Genomic DNA, 17372 nt, shown 5'->3' with positions numbered 1-17372 from the left:
GCCCGCACCCGCCGGACGCCGCCCCTTCCGGCCACCTCCCGGCCCCCTTCCGGCGCGGACGGCACGCACCCCGCCCGCGCCGGCCGGGCGTCCGCCCGGCGGGCCCGCGTTGCGGTGCGGCGCGGGGCGCGGCACGGTCGAAGGACCGAGGCAAGGAGACACAGCCATGCCCATCGCGACGGTCAACCCCGCGAACGGCGAGACCCTCAGAACGTTCGACGCGCTGGGGGAGGCGGAGATCGAACGCCGGATCGCGGTCGCCGACACCGCGTTCAGGCAGTACCGGACCACCGGATTCGCCGAGCGGGCCCGGCTGATGGAACAGGCCGCGGACCTGCTCGACGAGGACCGGCGGGACATCGCCCGCACCATGACCACCGAAATGGGCAAGCCCGTCACGGCGGCCCGCGCGGAGGCCGCCAAGTGCGCCAAGGCGATGCGCTGGTACGCGGCGCACGCGGAGGAACTCCTCGCGGACGAGCACCCCTCCCCGGCCGACGTGCGGGACTCCGGCGCCTCCCGGGCCTACGTCCACTACCGGCCGCTCGGCCCCGTCCTCGCCGTGATGCCGTGGAACTTCCCGCTGTGGCAGGTCGTGCGGTTCGCCGCCCCCGCGCTGATGGCCGGGAACGTCGGCCTGCTCAAGCACGCCTCCAACGTCCCGCAGACCGCGATGTACCTGGAGGGCCTGTTCCGCCGGGCGGGATTCCCCGACGGCTGCTTCCAGACCCTCCTCGTGGGATCCGCCGCGGTCGAGTCGATCCTGCGCGACCCCCGGGTCGCCGCCGCCACCCTCACCGGCAGCGAACCGGCCGGCCGCTCGGTCGCCTCGATCGCCGGCGACGTGGTGAAACGGACCGTCCTGGAACTGGGCGGCAGCGACCCGTACCTCGTCATGCCGTCCGCGGACGTCGTCCGGGCCGCCCGCACTGCCGTGACCGCCAGGGCGCAGAACAACGGCCAGTCCTGCATCGCCGCCAAACGCTTCATCGTGCACGCGGAGGTGTACGAGGAGTTCGCCGAGCGGTTCACCGTCGGCATGCGCGACCTGACGGTCGGCGACCCGCTCCAGGAATCCACCGACATCGGCCCCCTGGCCAGCGAACAGGGCCGCGCCGACCTGGAGGAGCTGGTGGACGACGCGGTACGGCAGGGCGCGGACGTGCTGTGCGGCGGCGGCCGTCCCGAACGCCTCGGCCCGGAACTGAAGGGCGGCTGGTTCTACGCCCCCACCGTCCTCACCGGCATCACCCCCGCCATGCGCATCCACCGCGAGGAGACCTTCGGCCCCGTCGCCGCGCTCTACCGCGTCGAAGGGCTCGACGAGGCCGTGGAGCTCGCCAACGACACCCCCTTCGGCCTCAGCTCCAACGTGTGGACCAGGGACCCGGACGAGGCCCGCCACTGCGTGCGCGACCTGCAGACGGGCGGGGTCTTCTTCAACGGCATGACGGCCTCCCACCCCGCGCTGCCCTTCGGCGGCGTCAAGCACTCCGGCTACGGGCGGGAACTCGCCGGCCACGGCATCCGTGAATTCTGCAACGCCACCACCGTCTGGTACGGCCCCGACCCGGTCGGCACCGCACCCCGGGAGACCGCATGAGCGACGGCGCCGGCCCGGTGCACGCCCCGGGCCCGTCCGACGAGGAGATCGCGGCACTCGACGCACACTGGCGGGCCGCCAACTACCTGGCCGTCGGCCAGATCTACCTGATGGACAACCCGCTCCTCGTCCGGCCGCTCGCCCGGGAGCACATCAAGCCGCGACTGCTCGGCCACTGGGGCACCTCACCCGGACTGAACCTGGTCCACACCCACCTCAACCGCGTCGTCAAGACCCGCGGCCTGCGCTGTCTCTGCGTCTGGGGTCCCGGCCACGGCGGGCCCGCCGTCCTCGCCAACTCCTGGCTGGAGGGCAGCTATTCGCAGACGTACCCCGACGTCGGCCGCGACGCCGAAGGCATGAGACGGCTGTTCCGGCAGTTCTCCTTCCCCGGCGGCGTGCCCAGCCACGTGGCACCGGAGACCCCCGGCTCCATCCACGAGGGCGGCGAACTCGGCTACGCCCTCGCCCACGCCTACGGCGCCGCCCTCGACCACCCGGACCTGCTCGTCGCCTGCGTCGTCGGCGACGGCGAGGCCGAGACCGGACCGCTCGCCGCGTCCTGGCACTCCAACAAGTTCCTCGACCCGGTGCACGACGGGGCCGTCCTCCCGATCCTCCACCTCAACGGCTACAAGATCGCCAACCCGACCCTGCTCGCCCGCCTCCCGGAGACCGAACTCGACGCGCTGCTGCGCGGCTACGGGCACGACCCCCTGTACGTCGGCGGCGACGAACCGCTCAACGTCCACCGGGCGATGGCCGCCGCGACGGACCGGGCCGTCGACCGCATCCGGGAGATCCAGGCCGCCGCCCGCGACGGCGGCGACACCCGGCGTCCGCACTGGCCGATGATCGTGCTGCGCACCCCCAAGGGCTGGACCGGCCCGGCCGAGGTCGACGGGGTGCCCGTCGAGGGCACCTGGCGCGCCCACCAGGTCCCGCTGTCCGGGGTCCGGGACGACCCGGAACACCTGCGACAGCTGGAGGAGTGGCTGCGCTCCTACCGGCCCGAGGAACTCTTCGACACGTCCGGACGGCCCCGCCCCCAGGTCCTCGACTGCGTGCCCGAGGGCGACGCCCGGCTCGGCTCGACCCCGTACGCCAACGGCGGCCTGCTGCTGCGCGAACTGCCCCTCCCGCCGCTGGAGGAGCACGCCGTCGAGGTCCGGGTGCCGGGCACCGTGCTCCACGAGCCGACCCGGGTGCTCGGCGGTCTGCTGGAGGCCGTCATGGCCGCCACCGCCGAGCGCCGCGACTTCAGGGTCGTCGGCCCCGACGAAACCGCCTCGAACCGGCTCGGCGCCCTCTACGGGGCCACCGCCAAGAACTGGCAGGAACGCATCCTGCCCACCGACGAGGCCCTCTCCCGCGACGGGCGCGTCATGGAGGTGCTCTCCGAGCACCTGTGCCAGGGCTGGCTGGAGGGCTACCTCCTCACGGGCCGGCACGGCCTCTTCTCCTGCTACGAGGCGTTCGCCCACATCGTCGACTCGATGGTCAACCAGCACATCAAATGGCTCAAGACCTCCCGCGGACTGGTCTGGCGCCGCCCCGTCGCCTCGCTCAACTACCTGCTCACCTCGCACGTCTGGCGCCAGGACCACAACGGCTTCTCCCACCAGGACCCGGGCTTCGTCGACCACGTCCTCAACAAGAGCCCCGAAGTCGTGCGGGTCTATCTGCCCCCCGACGCCAACACCCTGCTCTCGGTCGCCGACCACGCACTGCGCAGCCGCGACCGCGTCAATGTGATCGTGGCCGGCAAGCAGCCGGCCCTCGACTGGCTCACGATGGACCGGGCCCGCGTGCACTGCGCCCGCGGCGCCGGGGTGTGGGAGTGGGCGGGGACGGAGGACGGCAGCCGCGAACCCGACGTGGTGCTCGCCTGCGCCGGTGACGTGCCCACGCTGGAGACCCTGGCCGCGGCGGACCTGCTGCGCAGGCATCTGCCGGAGCTGGCCGTGCGGGTGGTCAACGTCGTCGACATGACACGGCTGCTGCCCCGCGAGGAGCACCCGCACGGCATGCCGGACGCCGAGTACGACGCCGTGTTCACCCGGAACGTCCCGGTGATCTTTGCCTACCACGGCTATCCGTGGCTGATCCACCGGCTCACCTACCGCCGCGCGGGCCACGCGAACCTGCACGTACGGGGCTACAAGGAGGAGGGCACCACCACGACGCCCTTCGACATGGTGGTCCGCAACGACCTGGACCGCTACCGGCTGGTCATGGACGTCGTCGACCGGGTGCCCGGTCTCGGCGTCCGGTCCGTGGCCGTGCGCCAGGCGATGGCGGACGCCCGCACCCGCCACCACGCCTGGATCCGGGAACACGGCACGGACCTGCCCGAGGTGGCCGACTGGACCTGGGGCGGCTGACCCGCGCACCGGGCCCCGCGCGGCGGGTTCAGCGGCCGACCGCCCGTGCCAGTTCGGCCTTGGTCATGGCCGACCGTCCATGGACGTTCTTCCGTTTCGCCTCTTCGTAGAGCTGGTCGCGGGTAGGGCTTCCGGCCCCGCCGCGCCGCGAGGGCGGCATGCTCTCGGCGGACGCGCGGTTGGCGGCTCCCGGCCCGCCCGCGCGGAGGTGCTCCTCGCCGACCGTACGGACCGCGATCTGCTCGGCCCGCTCCTCGCCGACCCCGCGCTCCTGTGCGCTCTCCTTGACGTGCTCGTACTGGCGTCGCCGTCCGGTGTCCGATCCGCGTGACATGGTGCGGTCACCCCTCTTCCCGGCACCCGCGCCGGGGTTCGGTACGGGTCCGGCCGGGACCCTCTCCAGTGTCCCAGCGCCCGCGGGGTCCCGCACGCCTGCCGGGCCCGGCGGCGCCGGGACGCCGTGCGGCGTCCCGGCGCGACACCGGCTACCAGATGGACTCGACCCACTCGGGGTGGTCGATGAACGGGTTCCGGTTGTGCTGGTACTTGTCGAATATGACGTCGTTGCGACGCTTCTCGAAGCTGTCCGGCGGGTCCTGCTGGCTCCACGCCTTCAGTACCGACAGCCGGCCCATGTACGGGGCGGAGCCGTTGGACACCCGGTCGTTGGGCTCCAGGTCGGCGAAGCCGTCGCCGCCGTCGTAGCGCACGGCCATGTAGAGGATCATGCGGGCCACGTCGCCCTTGACCGCGTTGCGCGGCTCGAAGGAGTCGCTGTCGGTGTAGTTGCCCGGGGCGCCGCTGACCGCGCTGCCGCCGTTGTCGAAGTCCTTGTTGCCGCGGATCGAGTTGACGGTGACGTCCTCCGGGCGCAGGTGGTGGACGTCGGTGCCGGGACCGGTGGCGGTGCCGAAGTCGCCGTGGGACTTGGCCCAGACGTGCTCGCGGTTCCAGTTCCCGACCGAGCCGCCGCTGGCGTTCTTGGACAGGGAGCGGCCGGTGTAGAGCTCGATCACGTTCGAGCTGTTGGCGGGGTCCTGGTCGGTGTCCTTGAGGGCTTCCCAGACCTGGCTGTAGGAGATCTTGGTCTGGTTGCTGATGATCCCGTGCAGCGCGCTCTTCAGCTGGGTCCCGCTCTTGCCGAGCGCGGCCTGGTAGTACGTGTCGTCGAGTACCCGGAGCGAGGTCGTGGAGGTCGGCGCGTCCTGGGGTGTGGCGGCCGGGGCGGCGGCAGCGGTGCCGCCGAGTACCGCGAAGGCGGCAAGGGTCGCCAGCAGCGTGCGCCGGTGGCGAGGATGACGACGGGACATGGGGGGTGTCCTCTCCGGAAATACGTGCGCCGCGACACCACCACAAGGTGGGGGTGGCCCCGCGGCGGTCGTGTGGTATTTGGTAAGCGGGAGCGTGCCACACGCACAGTGACCATGGTGTGAACGCTCCGTACCTATCATGTGCAGGTCAAGTGAGAGTCGGTCCTCTGCGGAGGAAAGGGGGTCCGAGGGCCTCGGATGCGGTGCGTCGGGCGCGGGGCGAGAATGACCGAAAGAACGAGGAGGCGGCATGAGCGACGAGCCCGAATCCGTATCCGCATCCCGGGGAGTGACCCCCGACAGCCTCTTGCACACGGGCGGCAGCGACCATCCGTCGGCGGAGGACCTGGTGCTCGCCTCCGGGCGGGACCTCACTCCGGAGAATCTCCAGTGGGCGGAGCGCAGGCTCGCCCGGGAGGGCCGGTCGGCGATCGACAAGGCGCTGCCCTAGAACGTGTTTCGAACAGTGGCGTGGTCCGCCCGGCGGCCGGGCCGCGGGGAGTGTTGTGGGCGCTCCCCGCGGCTCGGCTAGCCTGGGTGCACGATGAACCGTTTGACGACGTCAGGGGCCGGGTTCGAACTGGCCCGCTTCCCCGAGAACCCGCGCGACCCGTTCCGTGCCTGGGATGCCGCCGACGAGTATCTGCTGCGGCGGCTGGAGGGGGGCGAGGAGGCGGAACCGGTCGACCTGTCCGGCACCGTGGTCGTGGTGGGCGACCGGTGGGGAGCCCTGAGCACCGTACTGGCCGACCACCGGCCCGTGCAGATCGCCGACTCCTACCTGGGGCGGCGCGCCACCCTGGCGAACCTGGCCCGCAACGGCGCGGACGCGGACGCCGTACGCCTGCTGTCGGCCAGGGACGCACCGCCGGACCGCGTCGACGTCCTGCTGGTGCGCGTGCCGAAGAGCCTCGCGTTCCTGGAGGACCAACTGCACCGGCTCGCCCCGGCCGTCCACGCGGGCACCGTCGTCATCGGCACCGGCATGGTCCGGGAGATCCACACCTCCACCCTCGAACTCTTCGAGCGGATCATCGGCCCGACCCGCACCTCCCTCGCGGTGAAGAAAGCCCGGCTCATCCTCTGCACCCCGGACCCCGGCCTGGCCCGGACCCCCAGCCCCTGGCCCCGCCGCTACGAGCTGCCCGAGGGGATCGGCCCGGTCTCCGGCCGGACCGTCGTCAATCACGCGGGCATCTTCTGCGCCGACCGCCTCGACATCGGCACCCGCTTCTTCCTCGGCCACCTGCCCGCACGCAGCGGCCCCGACCGGGTCGTCGACCTCGGCTGCGGCAACGGCGTCGTCGGCCTCGCCGCGGCGCTCGCCAACCCCGAGGCGTCGGTCACCTTCATCGACGAGTCGTACCAGGCGGTCGCCTCCGCCGAGGAGACCTTCCGGGCCAATGCCGGCCCGGAGGCCGAGGCCGAGTTCAGGGTCGGCGACGGGCTGGCGGACGTGCCGCCCGCCAGCGTGGACCTGGTGCTCAACAATCCGCCGTTCCACTCCCACCAGGCCACCACCGACGCGACGGCCCGCGCCATGTTCCACGGGGCCCGTGCCGCGCTGCGGCCCGGCGGCGAACTCTGGGTCGTCGGCAACCGGCACCTCGGCCACCACACCCGACTCCGCCGCATCTTCGGCAACTGCGCCACGGTCGCGGGCAACCCGAAGTTCGTCGTCCTGCGCGCCGTCAGACGCTGACCCGCACGAGGAGCACCGGCCCTTCCGGATTCCTGCAACACGTTCTACTGTGTGCGCCGCCGCACACGGGCGACGCGAACGCGAGACTCCTGGAGGGGCCGTGCACCTCGAATACACGCCTGAACAGCAGCAGTTGCGCGCCGAACTGCGCGCCTACTTCGCCGACCTGGTCCCCGGCGACGCACATGCGCGCCACACCGACCCCGAGGACCGGAAGCGCTTCTACCGGGAGACGATCCGTCGCCTCGGCGCCGACGGCCGGCTCGGCGTCGGCTGGCCGACGGAGTACGGCGGACAGGGCCTGTCCGCGATGGAGCAGTTCATCTTCTTCGACGAAGCCGCCCAGGCGGGCGTGCCGCTGCCGCTGATGGCCCTCAACACCGTGGGGCCGACGATCATGCGGTACGGCACCGACGAGCAGAAGGCGTACTTCCTGCCGAGGATCCTCAGCGGTGAGATCGACTTCGCCATCGGCTACAGCGAACCGGATGCGGGCACCGACCTCGCCGCCCTCAGGACCCGGGCCGTGCGCGACGGCGACGACTACGTCGTGAACGGGCAGAAGATCTGGACGACCAACGGCGACACCGCCGACTGGGTCTGGCTCGCCGTCCGCACCGACCCGGACGCGCCGCCGCACAAGGGCATCACCATGCTGCTCGTCCCGACCACGGACCCCGGCTACTCCTGCACCCTGATCAACACCCTCGCCTCGCACGACACCACCGCCAGTCACTACGAGAACGTCCGCGTCCCCGTCTCGCACCGCGTCGGCGACGAGAACCGGGGCTGGCGGCTCATCACCAACCAGCTCAACCACGAACGCGTCACCCTCGCCGCCCACGGCACCATGGCCATCCGCGCCCTCCACGACGTCCAGCGCTGGGCGGTGGACACCCGCCTCGCCGACGGCCGCAGGGTCGCCGACCTCGGCTGGGTCCGCACCCTCCTGGCCCGCACCCACGCCAGGCTCGACGCCATGAAACTGCTCAACTGGCAGATGGTCTCCGCGGTCCAGTCCGCAACCCTCACCCCCCAGGACGCCTCCGCCGTCAAGGTCTACGGCTCCGAGGCCCGCCGCGATGCCTACGCCTGGCTGATGGAGATCGTCGGCTCGGCGGCCCCCCTCAAGGAGGGCTCGGCGGGCGCCGTGCTGCACGGCGAACTCGAACGCGGCTACCGCTCCGCCGTCATCTTCACCTTCGGCGGCGGCAACAACGAGATCCAGCGGGAGATCATCTCGTGGATCGGCCTGGGAATGCCGCGCGTGCGGCGCTGAGCGCGTGGTCACAGCGCGTGTGGTCCCAGCACGTGCGACGAAGCCGCCCGGCCGGCCCGGGAGGGACATGGGCGGACCTGCCCCGAGGGCGTTCGCCGGCCCGGGGTGTCCGTCCTCCTCGTGGGCCCGTGAAGGGGGAGTCGGTCCGGGCCCACGACGTCCGGCGCCGGGGCCGTCCGCCTACCGGTCGGTGTCGTCGACGTCGTAGGCAAGGCGGGCCGTGGAGACCGAGACAACTCCGTCGACCATCGCGCACATGCGCTCGACGGCCGGGATCATGCCGCGGAACGGCAACTTCCCGCCGAGCTCCACCCGCCCCTCGCCCACCTCGACGGTGAGCGAGGCCGGGTCGAGGCGCAGGGTGCCGACGAGTACGGCGTCGACGATCTCGCGGCGGATGTCGTCGTCCTCGCGGAGGAAGACCCGCATCAGGTCGCGGCGGCTGACGATTCCCCTGAGCCGGTCCTCCTCGTCGACCACGACGAGGCGCTTGATGCCCTGGATCTCCATCAGCCGGGCCGCCTCCGCCACGGTCCAGTCGGGGCGGCCACACACGGCGGGGGCCGACATCAGCTCCTCGGCACGGGTCCCCTCGGCCTTCGCCCGCTCCCACCCCTCCAACCCCGGCACGGGCGGCAGATCGCCCGGCGCGGCGGCCCGGTCGGCGGCCTTGCGCAGCAGGTCCCCCTCGGAGACCACGCCGACCACCCGGCCCTCGCCGTCCAGCACGGGCACCGCGGTCACCCGGTGCTGTGCGAGCACCCGGGCGACCTCCTTGAACGAGGCGTCGCCGTGGACGCTCACCACGTCACGGGTCATCAGCTCTGCGATCCTGCTGTGGCGCATCATCCGCTCCTTCCGTGTGCGGGCGCCCCTGCCGCGGCCTGCGGGCGGGCGACGCAACGCGGCCCGGACGCCGTCGCAGCCGGGCACCACGGGGCCGCCCGCAGGGCGTTCATCGCGGTGGCTCCACGTCGAGGGCGAGGTTGTCGTAGGCGTAGTCGATCGACTCGTGCAGGGCGACGACTCCGTCGACGGAACGGCACAGCCCCACGATCACGGGGATGTCGGCCCGCCCGTCGACGCGGCCCGTCAGGGTCACGACTCCATCGGCGACAGCGACGCGAAGAGCGCCGGGGGCGAGCCGCAGGGTGCCGGCCAGGACGTCGTGCTCGATCTCGTCACGGATGGCGGAGTCACTGCGGAGGAACGGCCGCAGCAGATCGCTGCGGCTGACGATCCCGACGAGCCGACCGGTCCCGTCGGTCACGGGAAGCCGCTTCACCCCCTTGCGGTGCATCGTCCGGGCCGTCTCGACGAGGTTCCATCCCGGCTGTGCCGTGACGGCCGGCGAGGTCATCAGCTCGGCCGCCGTCTCCGCGTCGGGCAGCCCGCGCTCCCGGGACAGGGGCCGGGCGCCCGTCCAGCGGCCCTCCCGGCCGGGGAGTCCGGCGGTGGCCCGCAGCAGGTCGCCCTCCGAGACCACGCCCAGCAGACGCCGGTCCTCGCCGACGACCGGGACCGCCGAGACGTCGTTCTCGGCGAAGAGACGGGCGATCTCCTTGAACGAGGCGGAGGGAGTCGCGGTGACGACGTCGTGCGTCATCACTTCGAAAACCGTTCGATGCCGCATGACGTTCCTCCTCACGGGGCACGGGGTCCGGGCAGATCCCACCCTGCTGCGCCGATGCCGCAGGCGGGCAGTGCCGAACGGTCCCCTTCCGGGACCGATGGCCCCCATGAGGGGAAGCCGGCCGGGCGCAGGGCGGACCGGGCCCTCGGCACCGTCTCCCCGGCCGTGCCGGTTCGGGACTCCGGGCTCGTACCGCGTCTTCCTGCGGAGAGAGGGCCGGGCAGGTCTCGATCGGGGCCGAACGGCCCATGCCGGTGAAGCCCGCAGGGATGCCAGCGTGAGGAGTGTCGTCCGCGGGGACGGGTGCGAACCCCCCCGGGCGGACCGAAGGAGGAATCATGAACAGCGAGACCCCCGTCCGGCCCGAGCTCGCCGACGTCGTCGTGGGAATCGACGGATCCCCTTCCGCGCGGACGGCCGCGCTCTGGGCCGCCGCGGAGGCGGACCGACGGTCCCGCACCCTGCACCTCGTCCACGCCGCCGACACCGACCGACGCGCCTACTGGAGCGACGCGGAGACGATCCAGGCGGTACGGGAAGCGGGGCGCGACCTGCTGATCGAGACCGCGCACGCCGTCCGGGAACGCTTCCCGGGCCTCACCGTCACCAAGGAGCTCGGCCGTCAGGAGCCGGTCGCCGGACTCGTGGCCGCCGCCGGCAGACGGGGAACGATCGTGGTCGGCAACAGAGGACTCGGAGGTTTCTCCGCCCTTCTGCTCGGCTCCGTGGGACTGGGCGTGGCGGCCCGCGCCGAGGCGCCCGTGATCGTCGTGCGAGGAGAACCGGAGCGCCCCGAGTCGGGCTCGGTGACCGCGGCCGTGCACGACTCCGCGGACCTGGGATGGCTGCTCCTCGCAGCCGAGGAGGCGGACATCCGCAAGGCGGCACTGCGCATCGTGAGCGTGTGGAACGTGCTCACCCACATCGGCAGCGTCGCGACCATGCTCGACGACCTCGACGAGATCGCCCGGCGGCGGGTGCACGACATGAAGGCGCTCGCCGACCGCGTCCGCGAGCGGTACCCCGACCTGATCGTCGGGCACCATGTGGAGACCGGCACGAGCACCCCCGGAATCCTGATCGAGGCCAGTGCCCACACCGACCTGCTGGTGATGGGCCGGGGCCGCCGCCCGCTGGGGGCGGGGCCGTCCCTCGGCCGCGTCGCCCACACGCTCATCCACCACGCGCACTGCCCCGTGGAGATCGTCCCCTCGGGCTTCGCGAACCGGGACGGCACGACATGAACGACCTTCTGTTCGGCGTCGATCCAGGAGGACCGGCCGTCCCGGCTCTCACCTGGGCCGCCGCCGAGGCAGACCGAAGACGACTGCGGCTGCGTCTCGTCGTCGCGTTGCCCCCCGTCCACGACCGGCTGTGGTACGACGCCGTCGGCCACTGGAGCGCCCTGCGGCTCCGGGCGGAGTCGGCACTCGCCAACGTGGAGGACCTCGTACGGGAACTGCACGGCGACGTGCGGACCTCGACGGAACTCGTGGACGGGGCGCCGGCCACGGTACTGCTCGACCGGGCGGCCGACGCCACCCTGGTCGTCCTGGGGTCGCGCCGGCTCGGCAGGGCCGCCGAGCTGCTCGGCGAAGGCTCGGTGGCCGTCCCGCTCACCGCGCGTGCTCCCTGCCCCGTCGTCGTGGTCCGTACGCCGGAGCACACCGCGGTGCACCCGCCGACCCTCGTCGTCGGTGTGGACGGCAGCGAGTCGAGCCGGGAGGCCGTCGCGTTCGCAGCCGAGGAGGCGAGTCTGCGCGAGGCGCGGCTGCGGGCGGTCTGGGTCTGGCCCCGCCCGGTTCTCACCCACGACGAGGCCGAGGCGGGACTGGCCGAGCGGCGGCGCCTGCTCGCCGAGTCCGTGGCCGGTCCGGCGGAGCGGTACCCGGACGTGGTCGTCGCCGAGGAGGTCCGCCGGGGACATCCGGTCGAACAACTCGCCCTGGCCGCACAGTCCTCCCTCGCCCTCGTCGTCGGACGTACGGGCCGGGGCGGCTGCACGGGCATGCGCCTCGGCTCGACGGTCCACGGCCTGCTGCGCCACGCGGACTGCCCGGTGATCACCGTCCCCTCCGCCGGGTGGGACGGCGCCCCCGCACGGGCCGGAGGGTCCCGGCCCCGCACCACCGACCGGCACCCGCCGTACTGACCCGGGACCGCCCGGGAGCCGTGGGGGACGCGGTGGGAGCCGGGCTGCGCGTCGTACCCTTCGCCGGGCTGATCCGGGCTGATCCGGGCTGATCCGGGCTGATCCGGGCTGATCCGGGCTGATCCGGGCTGATCCGGGCTGATCCGAGCCGGGCCGAGCCGGGCCGAGCCGCGACCGGGCCTCGGACCGGTGACGGTGTTCTGTGCGGAGGGCGGCACCGGTCGTGGCATGGGCCGGTCGGTCCCCCGTGGATCGGGCCCGTTCGGCCCTCCCCGACAGCCCCCTTGGGCACTGCGCCGCGCACCGCGCGGGCGGAAGGTGGAGGAGTGGAGCCGGACCGGGCTCCGTGACCCGATCCGCCCGTGGGGCGGCGCCCCCGGGCCCCGGACACGAGGAGCAGAACGATGGCCGGAGCGAAGGTGGAACGCAGGCACAACTTCTTCCCCGACTTCAACGACTGGTTCAGCAGGGAGTTCCCCGGCCTGCCCGGCTGGCGTCCCGCCATGGCCGCCCACTCCATTCCGATGGAGGTCACCAGCGGCGACGGCGCATACGTACTGCGGGCCGAACTTCCCGGAATGGACCCGGACGAGGACATCACCATCACGGTCGACGGCCACCTGATCACGGTGAGTGCCGAGCACGGCGAGAGCACGGAGGACAAGGAGCACTCGGAGTTCCGCTACGGAGCGTTCCGCAGGACCGTGCGCCTCCCGGACCCCGTCCCCGCCGAGGGGGTCGAGGCCTCCTACGCGGACGGCATCCTCACCATCCGTGTCCCGATGCCCGACCAGGAGACCCGGGCGGCACGGACCATTCCGGTGAAGCGGTCCGATACCCCCGACGACGGGGCCCGGTCATGAACCCGGAGCACGACCCGGTCGCCCCCGGCCGGGCCCGCCACGCCGGAACCGGACGCGGCACCGCCCGCTGAGCCCTGCCGAGTCCCCGTCCGGTGGGACATCCGCCCGGAGGTGCGCCATGACCGACCACGAGCAGTCGGACCGCGGGTTCAGCCCGTCGGGCCGTGAGCCCGGCGGGCGGGCAGCCGTGGTCCTCGTCCTGACCATTGCCCTGATCTGCGGCGCGGTCGCCGCCGGGTGGCTGTGGAGCGCCGGAGGCTGGGCGGACCGCGCGCTCGTCGAGCACCTCCACCGGGTGACGGCGACCACCACGGGGCCGGCCAGGGAGCTTCCCGACCCGGCCGGGCACGGCGTACAGCCGCGGGCCGTCGCACCGGCGGTCTGGAAGTACCCCGAGCACGTCCGCCGGTCCGGAACCGTCCAAGTGCCTCCCCGAACGCCCCGGGGCCGCACCGTGCCCATTTGGGTGGACGCCACCGGCGCCCCCGTCCGTCCGCCGGACAGGGGCACGGAACGCATGCTGGCCTCGCTCACCGCGGGCACGGCCGCGGCCGGGGTCGTCGGGGCGGCCGGTGCCGGTGCCCTCGTCCTCGTACGACGGCGCACCGAAGGCCGTGCCCTCGCGGCCCTGGAGCGCGAGTGGGAAGAGGTGGAACCCGTGTGGTCCGGCCGGCTCCGGTGGGGCAGTGGGTCCGGGACCGACGAGGAATGAACGCGACGGCGGCCGGTGTCGCGCGACACCCGGCGGCGACCGTCACTTCCCCGCGGCGGCGCCGTCCTCGTGGCGGAGTCTGTCGACGACCCCCACGACACCGTCGACGCTGTTGCAGAGCCTGAGGAGAACAGGCACGAGTCCGGGGCGCCGGACCGCGCCGCTGAGCGTGACCCGGCCGTCCTCGACGGCCACCGACAGATCCGACGGGCTCAGCCCGAGGGTGCGGGTGACCACGTCCTCGACGATCTCCTCCTGGATCGCCCGGTCCCTGCGGAGAAACAACTGGACGAGGTCGCTGCGGCTCAGCACACCCACGAGCCGCCCCTCGTCGTCCACCACCGGCAGGCGCTTCACCCGGGACCGGTCCATCACCCGGGCGGCTCGCACCACACTCCATTCGGGCCGGGCCACCACAGCGGGGCTCGACATGAGCGCTCCCGCCGTATGGAGCCCGGATCCGACGGCGCGGGGGCGTACGAGATCGGCTTCGGAGACGACACCGAGCGGCCGGTTCGCCTCGTCCACCACACAGACGGCGGTGATGTCGAACTCGTCCAGGAGCCGGGCGATCTCCTTGAAGGAGGTGCCCGGCACGACGCTGACGGCCGTGGGCGTCATCAGCTCGGCGACACTTCGGTGCCTCATCCCCGGTCACCTTTCCCGTGCCTCGGTCCTCTGGCTTCCACCTCTCAGGATCACCCGTGCCCGGCGGCCGGGGGAGGGCCGACCGGCCCTCGGGGGGCCCGGGACCGTCCTGCGGGTGCCGCTCCGGCTCCTTTCGGTGCGTTCGTGCCCCGCGTCGGGGCCGCCGAAGACGGCCGGTGCGTGTGCGTCCTTCAGGGTGAGACGCGCCCGGTTGCGTCGCCGCGGGTTCGCGAAACCCTGGAAGAGACCGCAGTCGAGGAGGACCCGTGCACGGCCGCTCCCGACCAGGAACCTGCTGCCGGTGACTCCGTGGGGGCGAATCCCGCGGCCGGCCCGGGGAGGCGGCTGTCATGAAGGCTCTCGTGTTCCGGGGAACGGGCGGCATCGCGTGGCAGGACGTGCCGGACCCCGGGGTCGAGGACGCGACCGACGCGATCGGCCGGGTCGACGCCGTCACCATCCGCGGCACCGACCTGCACATCGTCGAGGGGGACGTGCCGGAGGTCGAACCCGGTCGCTTCCTCGGCCACGAGGCGATGGGCACGGTGGTCGAGACGGGCGGAGGCGTGCGCCCGGGAGACACGGTCGTCGTGTCCGGCGCGGGCCCCGCCGGCCTCGCCGCGATCGTCACGGCACGCCTCTGCAGCCCCGGCCGGATCGTGGCCGTCGACCTGGCGGAGCCCCGCCTCGGCGCGGCCCGCGGGCTGGGCGCGGACGCGGCCGTTGAGGCGGTGGGCTCCGCGGGGGCCGGATGAACGACCGCCGCACCGGCCCACCGCCGCCACGAGGTGTCGTCCTCGACACCGACGGCGTGCTGCTCGCCTCCGCCACCGTCCACGCGGCGGCGTGGAAGGCCGCGTTCGACGCCTGCCTCGCCCGGTGGACGCCCGGAGGACGGATACGGGAGCCGTTCGACGCCGACGCCGACTACCGCCGGTTCGTCGACGGCAAGTCCCGGTACGACGGGGCCGAGGCCTTCCTGACCGCCCGCGGCATCCGCCTTCCGCCCGGGGGACCCGACGACCGCCCCGGCTGCGACACGGTGTGGGCCGTGGCGGCGCGCAAGGAGCAGGCGTTCCGGGACGCTCTGCGCGAGGAACCGGTCGTCGCCTTCGAGGACGCCGGGCGGGCGCTCACCGCCCTGCGCTCCCTCGACGTACCGTGCGCGGCGGTGTCGGCGTCCCGGCACGCGCGGGCCCTGCTCGCCGCCGCCGGACTCGACCGGCTCCTCACCGCCGTCGTCGACGGCGAGGACGCCGCCCGACTCGGCCTCGCCGGCAAACCGGACCCCGCACTCTTCCTGCACGCCGCCGGCCTCCTCGGCACCCGCCCCGAGGACAGCGCGGTCGTCGAGGACGCGCTCGCCGGAGTCTCGGCGGCCCGCGCCGGCCGCTTCGGGCTCGTCGTCGGCCTCGACCGCACCCCCGACCGGCACCACACCGCACCCCTGCGGGAACAGGGTGCCGACCTCGTCGCCGCCGACCTCGCGGAACTGCTGGAGACCGTGTGGGGAGTGCGCCCATGAGCACGGCATGGACCTGGCGGTACGACGACTACGACCCGGCGCGGGAACGGCTGGTGGAAGCACTCTGCACGCTCGGCAACGGCAGGTTCGCCACCCGTGGCTCCGCGCCCGAGTGCACCGCCGACGCGTCCCGCTACCCGGGCACCTCCCTCGCCGGCTGCTACGACCGGCGCACCTCGCTCGGCGCCGGCGAGCGGGTCGAGAACGAGGACCTCGTCAACCTGCCGAACCGGACGCTGCTGCGCTACCGCCGGCTCCCGGACCACAGCCCGCCGGGGGACTGGCTCACCCCGACTCCGCGCAACTGCGCCACTACGGCGTACAGCTCGACCTGGCCCGGGGCGTCCTCGCCCGGCCCCTCTTCTTCCAGGACGCCCAGGGACGTGGTCTGCGGGTCGGCCACCTGCGGATCGTGCACCTGGGGGACCCGGGACTCGCGGCCCAGCTCACCACCTTCCACGCGTACGGCCGGACCGGTGCCGTCGAGGTCGAGTCCGCCCTGGACGGCGCCGTCACCAACTCCGGCGTCGAGCGCTACCGTCACCCGGAGAGCCGTCACCTCATCGACCACCGCAGCGGTTTCGGGCCACCTGATCGCCCTGGCCGTACGCACGGGCACCCGCCCCGGGCGGTCGCCACGCCGACCGGCACCGTCCAGACCTGCCGTCTGCCCCTGGGCAGGGGCCGTTCGGCGAGCGTGGAGAAGACCATGGCCCTGCGCACATCGCTGGACCGCCCCCCGGGCGCCCCCTCACGGAGGCCCTCGGGACCGTCGCCCGCGCCCCGGAGTTCCCCCGGCTGCTGGCCACCCACCGGGGCCTGGCAACGGCTCCGGGAGGAGGGCGAGTTGCACGTACCGGGAGAAGCGGGCCGCAGCCTGCGGCTGCACATGTTCCATCTGCTGCAGACGCTCTCCCCGCACACGGCGGAGCTCGACGCGGGCGTCCCGCCCGTGGGCTGCCCGGGGAGGCGTACCGGGGCCACGTCTTCTGGGACGAGCTCTTCGGCCTTCCCCACCTCGACCTCCACTTCCCCGAAGCGGCCAGGGCCCTGCTCATGTACCGTCACCGTCGGCTTCCGGCCGCCCGCGCCGCGGCCCGTCGCACCGGTCACCGGGCGCCATGTACCCCTGGCAGAGCGCAAGTTCAGGAGACGAGGAGACGCAGCGGCTCCATTTCAATCCGCGGTCCGGCCGCCGGCTGCCCGGTCGCTCCCGGCTCCAGCGGCACGTCGGCTCGGCCGTCGCGTACAACGTCTGGAAGTACGCGCAGGCCACCGGCGACCACCGCTTCCTGCACACCGAGGGCGCCGAGATCCTGCTGGAGATCGCCCGGTACCGGGCCGGTGCCGCCGCCTTCGACCCGGCGCTGGGCCGCTACCGCATCCGTGGGGTGGTGAGCCCCGACGAATACCACGACGCGTATCCGGATGCGACGGCTCCGGGCATCGACGACAACGCCTACACCGACGTGACCGCCGCCTGGGTGCTCGCCCGCGGCCTCGACCTGCTGGACGAACTGCCCCCCCGCGGCGGGCGGAACTGAGCGAACGACTCGCGCTC

16 protein-coding genes and 3 pseudogenes are annotated in these 17372 nt (G+C 73.2%); 14 read left to right on the top strand and 5 right to left on the bottom strand.

Annotation, left to right across the window (positions count from 1 at the left end):
• The first annotated feature begins 166 nt into the window (after nucleotides 1–166).
• On the top strand, nucleotides 167–1603 hold the full coding sequence (locus tag ACWCXX_RS05610; RefSeq protein WP_451124613.1) for an NADP-dependent succinic semialdehyde dehydrogenase: 1437 nt from the start codon (nucleotides 167–169) through the stop codon (nucleotides 1601–1603).
• Nucleotides 1600–3987: a phosphoketolase family protein gene (locus ACWCXX_RS05605; RefSeq protein WP_451124611.1), complete on the top strand. Its 2388-nt coding sequence runs from the start codon at nucleotides 1600–1602 to the stop codon at nucleotides 3985–3987. The genes ACWCXX_RS05610 and ACWCXX_RS05605 overlap by 4 nt, the downstream gene beginning before the upstream one ends.
• A gap of 28 nt (nucleotides 3988–4015) precedes the next feature.
• Here the strand turns inward: ACWCXX_RS05605 and ACWCXX_RS05600 are convergent, their stop codons facing one another.
• Entirely contained in the window at nucleotides 4016–4321 is a 306-nt protein-coding gene (locus ACWCXX_RS05600; RefSeq protein ID WP_451124609.1) for a plasmid stabilization protein, read from the bottom strand.
• A 151-nt stretch (nucleotides 4322–4472) separates the two neighbouring features.
• Nucleotides 4473–5297, bottom strand: a complete 825-nt coding sequence (locus ACWCXX_RS05595; protein ID WP_451124607.1) for an endonuclease I family protein — start codon at nucleotides 5295–5297, stop codon at nucleotides 4473–4475.
• Between the two features lie 250 nt (nucleotides 5298–5547).
• On the opposite strand from ACWCXX_RS05595, the gene ACWCXX_RS05590 reads away from it, so the two are divergent.
• The 3 genes from ACWCXX_RS05590 to ACWCXX_RS05580 all read left to right on the top strand — a co-directional run bounded on the left by ACWCXX_RS05590 (nucleotide 5548) and on the right by ACWCXX_RS05580 (nucleotide 8278).
• Nucleotides 5548–5748 carry a hypothetical protein gene (locus ACWCXX_RS05590; RefSeq protein WP_451124606.1) on the top strand — a complete coding sequence of 67 codons (201 nt, stop codon included), beginning with the start codon at nucleotides 5548–5550 and terminating at the stop codon, nucleotides 5746–5748.
• 93 nt (nucleotides 5749–5841) lie between these two features.
• A complete protein-coding gene (locus ACWCXX_RS05585) occupies nucleotides 5842–6999 on the top strand; it encodes a methyltransferase (protein ID WP_451124604.1) in 1158 nt (385 codons plus the stop codon).
• A gap of 100 nt (nucleotides 7000–7099) precedes the next feature.
• Nucleotides 7100–8278: an acyl-CoA dehydrogenase family protein gene (locus ACWCXX_RS05580; protein WP_451124602.1), complete on the top strand. Its 1179-nt coding sequence runs from the start codon at nucleotides 7100–7102 to the stop codon at nucleotides 8276–8278.
• Nucleotides 8279–8458: 180 nt separating this feature from the next.
• On the opposite strand, the gene ACWCXX_RS05575 is transcribed toward ACWCXX_RS05580, so the two are convergent.
• Nucleotides 8459–9124, bottom strand: a complete 666-nt coding sequence (locus ACWCXX_RS05575; protein WP_451124600.1) for a CBS domain-containing protein — start codon at nucleotides 9122–9124, stop codon at nucleotides 8459–8461.
• A gap of 109 nt (nucleotides 9125–9233) precedes the next feature.
• Nucleotides 9234–9911, bottom strand: coding sequence for a CBS domain-containing protein (locus ACWCXX_RS05570; protein WP_451124598.1), 678 nt, complete (start codon nucleotides 9909–9911; stop codon nucleotides 9234–9236).
• Nucleotides 9912–10249: 338 nt separating this feature from the next.
• Between ACWCXX_RS05570 and ACWCXX_RS05565 the strand changes: the two genes are divergently transcribed.
• From ACWCXX_RS05565 to ACWCXX_RS05550, 4 genes are all read left to right on the top strand, one after another.
• Nucleotides 10250–11155 carry a universal stress protein gene (locus ACWCXX_RS05565; protein ID WP_451124596.1) on the top strand — a complete coding sequence of 302 codons (906 nt, stop codon included), beginning with the start codon at nucleotides 10250–10252 and terminating at the stop codon, nucleotides 11153–11155.
• Nucleotides 11152–12063 carry a universal stress protein gene (locus ACWCXX_RS05560; protein WP_451124594.1) on the top strand — a complete coding sequence of 304 codons (912 nt, stop codon included), beginning with the start codon at nucleotides 11152–11154 and terminating at the stop codon, nucleotides 12061–12063. The genes ACWCXX_RS05565 and ACWCXX_RS05560 overlap by 4 nt, the downstream gene beginning before the upstream one ends.
• Nucleotides 12064–12467: 404 nt before the next feature.
• Nucleotides 12468–12926 carry an Hsp20/alpha crystallin family protein gene (locus tag ACWCXX_RS05555; RefSeq protein WP_451124592.1) on the top strand — a complete coding sequence of 153 codons (459 nt, stop codon included), beginning with the start codon at nucleotides 12468–12470 and terminating at the stop codon, nucleotides 12924–12926.
• A gap of 118 nt (nucleotides 12927–13044) precedes the next feature.
• Nucleotides 13045–13638, top strand: coding sequence for an Rv1733c family protein (locus tag ACWCXX_RS05550; RefSeq protein ID WP_451124590.1), 594 nt, complete (start codon nucleotides 13045–13047; stop codon nucleotides 13636–13638).
• Nucleotides 13639–13680: 42 nt separating this feature from the next.
• Here the strand turns inward: ACWCXX_RS05550 and ACWCXX_RS05545 are convergent, their stop codons facing one another.
• Entirely contained in the window at nucleotides 13681–14286 is a 606-nt protein-coding gene (locus tag ACWCXX_RS05545; protein ID WP_451124588.1) for a CBS domain-containing protein, read from the bottom strand.
• A gap of 350 nt (nucleotides 14287–14636) precedes the next feature.
• Here ACWCXX_RS05545 and ACWCXX_RS05540 point away from each other — a divergent pair, with 350 nt between their 5' ends.
• The 5 genes and pseudogenes from ACWCXX_RS05540 (at nucleotide 14637) to ACWCXX_RS05520 (ending at nucleotide 17355) form a co-directional block, all read left to right on the top strand.
• Nucleotides 14637–15041, top strand: a complete 405-nt coding sequence (locus ACWCXX_RS05540; protein WP_451124586.1) for an alcohol dehydrogenase catalytic domain-containing protein — start codon at nucleotides 14637–14639, stop codon at nucleotides 15039–15041.
• Nucleotides 15038–15811, top strand: a complete 774-nt coding sequence (locus tag ACWCXX_RS05535; protein ID WP_451124584.1) for an HAD family hydrolase — start codon at nucleotides 15038–15040, stop codon at nucleotides 15809–15811. Before ACWCXX_RS05540 ends, ACWCXX_RS05535 begins: the two co-directional genes overlap by 4 nt.
• Nucleotides 15808–15999 (top strand): annotated as a pseudogene (locus tag ACWCXX_RS05530) (hypothetical protein); the annotation flags it as partial. The gene ACWCXX_RS05535 and the pseudogene ACWCXX_RS05530, both read left to right, overlap by 4 nt.
• Nucleotides 15924–16478 (top strand): annotated as a pseudogene (locus ACWCXX_RS05525) (hypothetical protein); the annotation flags it as partial. The pseudogenes ACWCXX_RS05530 and ACWCXX_RS05525, both read left to right, overlap by 76 nt.
• Nucleotides 16472–17355 (top strand): annotated as a pseudogene (locus ACWCXX_RS05520) (hypothetical protein). The pseudogenes ACWCXX_RS05525 and ACWCXX_RS05520, both read left to right, overlap by 7 nt.
• Nucleotides 17356–17372: the final 17 nt, after the last annotated feature.

It is taken from the genome of Streptomyces sp. NPDC001732, assembly GCF_053596315.1.
The sequence above is the reverse complement of the archived record's forward strand: the minus strand, read 5'-3'. Positions and strand labels throughout refer to the sequence as shown.

Coding starts and splice junctions, on each gene's coding strand:
- ACWCXX_RS05555 (WP_451124592.1), top strand. CDS start 12,468: ATGGCCGGAGCGAAGGTGGAACGCAGGCACAACTTCTTCCCCGACTTC.
- ACWCXX_RS05570 (WP_451124598.1), bottom strand. CDS start 9,911: ATGCGGCATCGAACGGTTTTCGAAGTGATGACGCACGACGTCGTCACC.
- ACWCXX_RS05550 (WP_451124590.1), top strand. CDS start 13,045: ATGACCGACCACGAGCAGTCGGACCGCGGGTTCAGCCCGTCGGGCCGT.
- ACWCXX_RS05540 (WP_451124586.1), top strand. CDS start 14,637: ATGAAGGCTCTCGTGTTCCGGGGAACGGGCGGCATCGCGTGGCAGGAC.
- ACWCXX_RS05610 (WP_451124613.1), top strand. CDS start 167: ATGCCCATCGCGACGGTCAACCCCGCGAACGGCGAGACCCTCAGAACG.
- ACWCXX_RS05575 (WP_451124600.1), bottom strand. CDS start 9,124: ATGCGCCACAGCAGGATCGCAGAGCTGATGACCCGTGACGTGGTGAGC.
- ACWCXX_RS05565 (WP_451124596.1), top strand. CDS start 10,250: ATGAACAGCGAGACCCCCGTCCGGCCCGAGCTCGCCGACGTCGTCGTG.
- ACWCXX_RS05535 (WP_451124584.1), top strand. CDS start 15,038: ATGAACGACCGCCGCACCGGCCCACCGCCGCCACGAGGTGTCGTCCTC.
- ACWCXX_RS05585 (WP_451124604.1), top strand. CDS start 5,842: ATGAACCGTTTGACGACGTCAGGGGCCGGGTTCGAACTGGCCCGCTTC.
- ACWCXX_RS05595 (WP_451124607.1), bottom strand. CDS start 5,297: ATGTCCCGTCGTCATCCTCGCCACCGGCGCACGCTGCTGGCGACCCTT.
- ACWCXX_RS05600 (WP_451124609.1), bottom strand. CDS start 4,321: ATGTCACGCGGATCGGACACCGGACGGCGACGCCAGTACGAGCACGTC.
- ACWCXX_RS05545 (WP_451124588.1), bottom strand. CDS start 14,286: ATGAGGCACCGAAGTGTCGCCGAGCTGATGACGCCCACGGCCGTCAGC.
- ACWCXX_RS05590 (WP_451124606.1), top strand. CDS start 5,548: ATGAGCGACGAGCCCGAATCCGTATCCGCATCCCGGGGAGTGACCCCC.
- ACWCXX_RS05560 (WP_451124594.1), top strand. CDS start 11,152: ATGAACGACCTTCTGTTCGGCGTCGATCCAGGAGGACCGGCCGTCCCG.
- ACWCXX_RS05605 (WP_451124611.1), top strand. CDS start 1,600: ATGAGCGACGGCGCCGGCCCGGTGCACGCCCCGGGCCCGTCCGACGAG.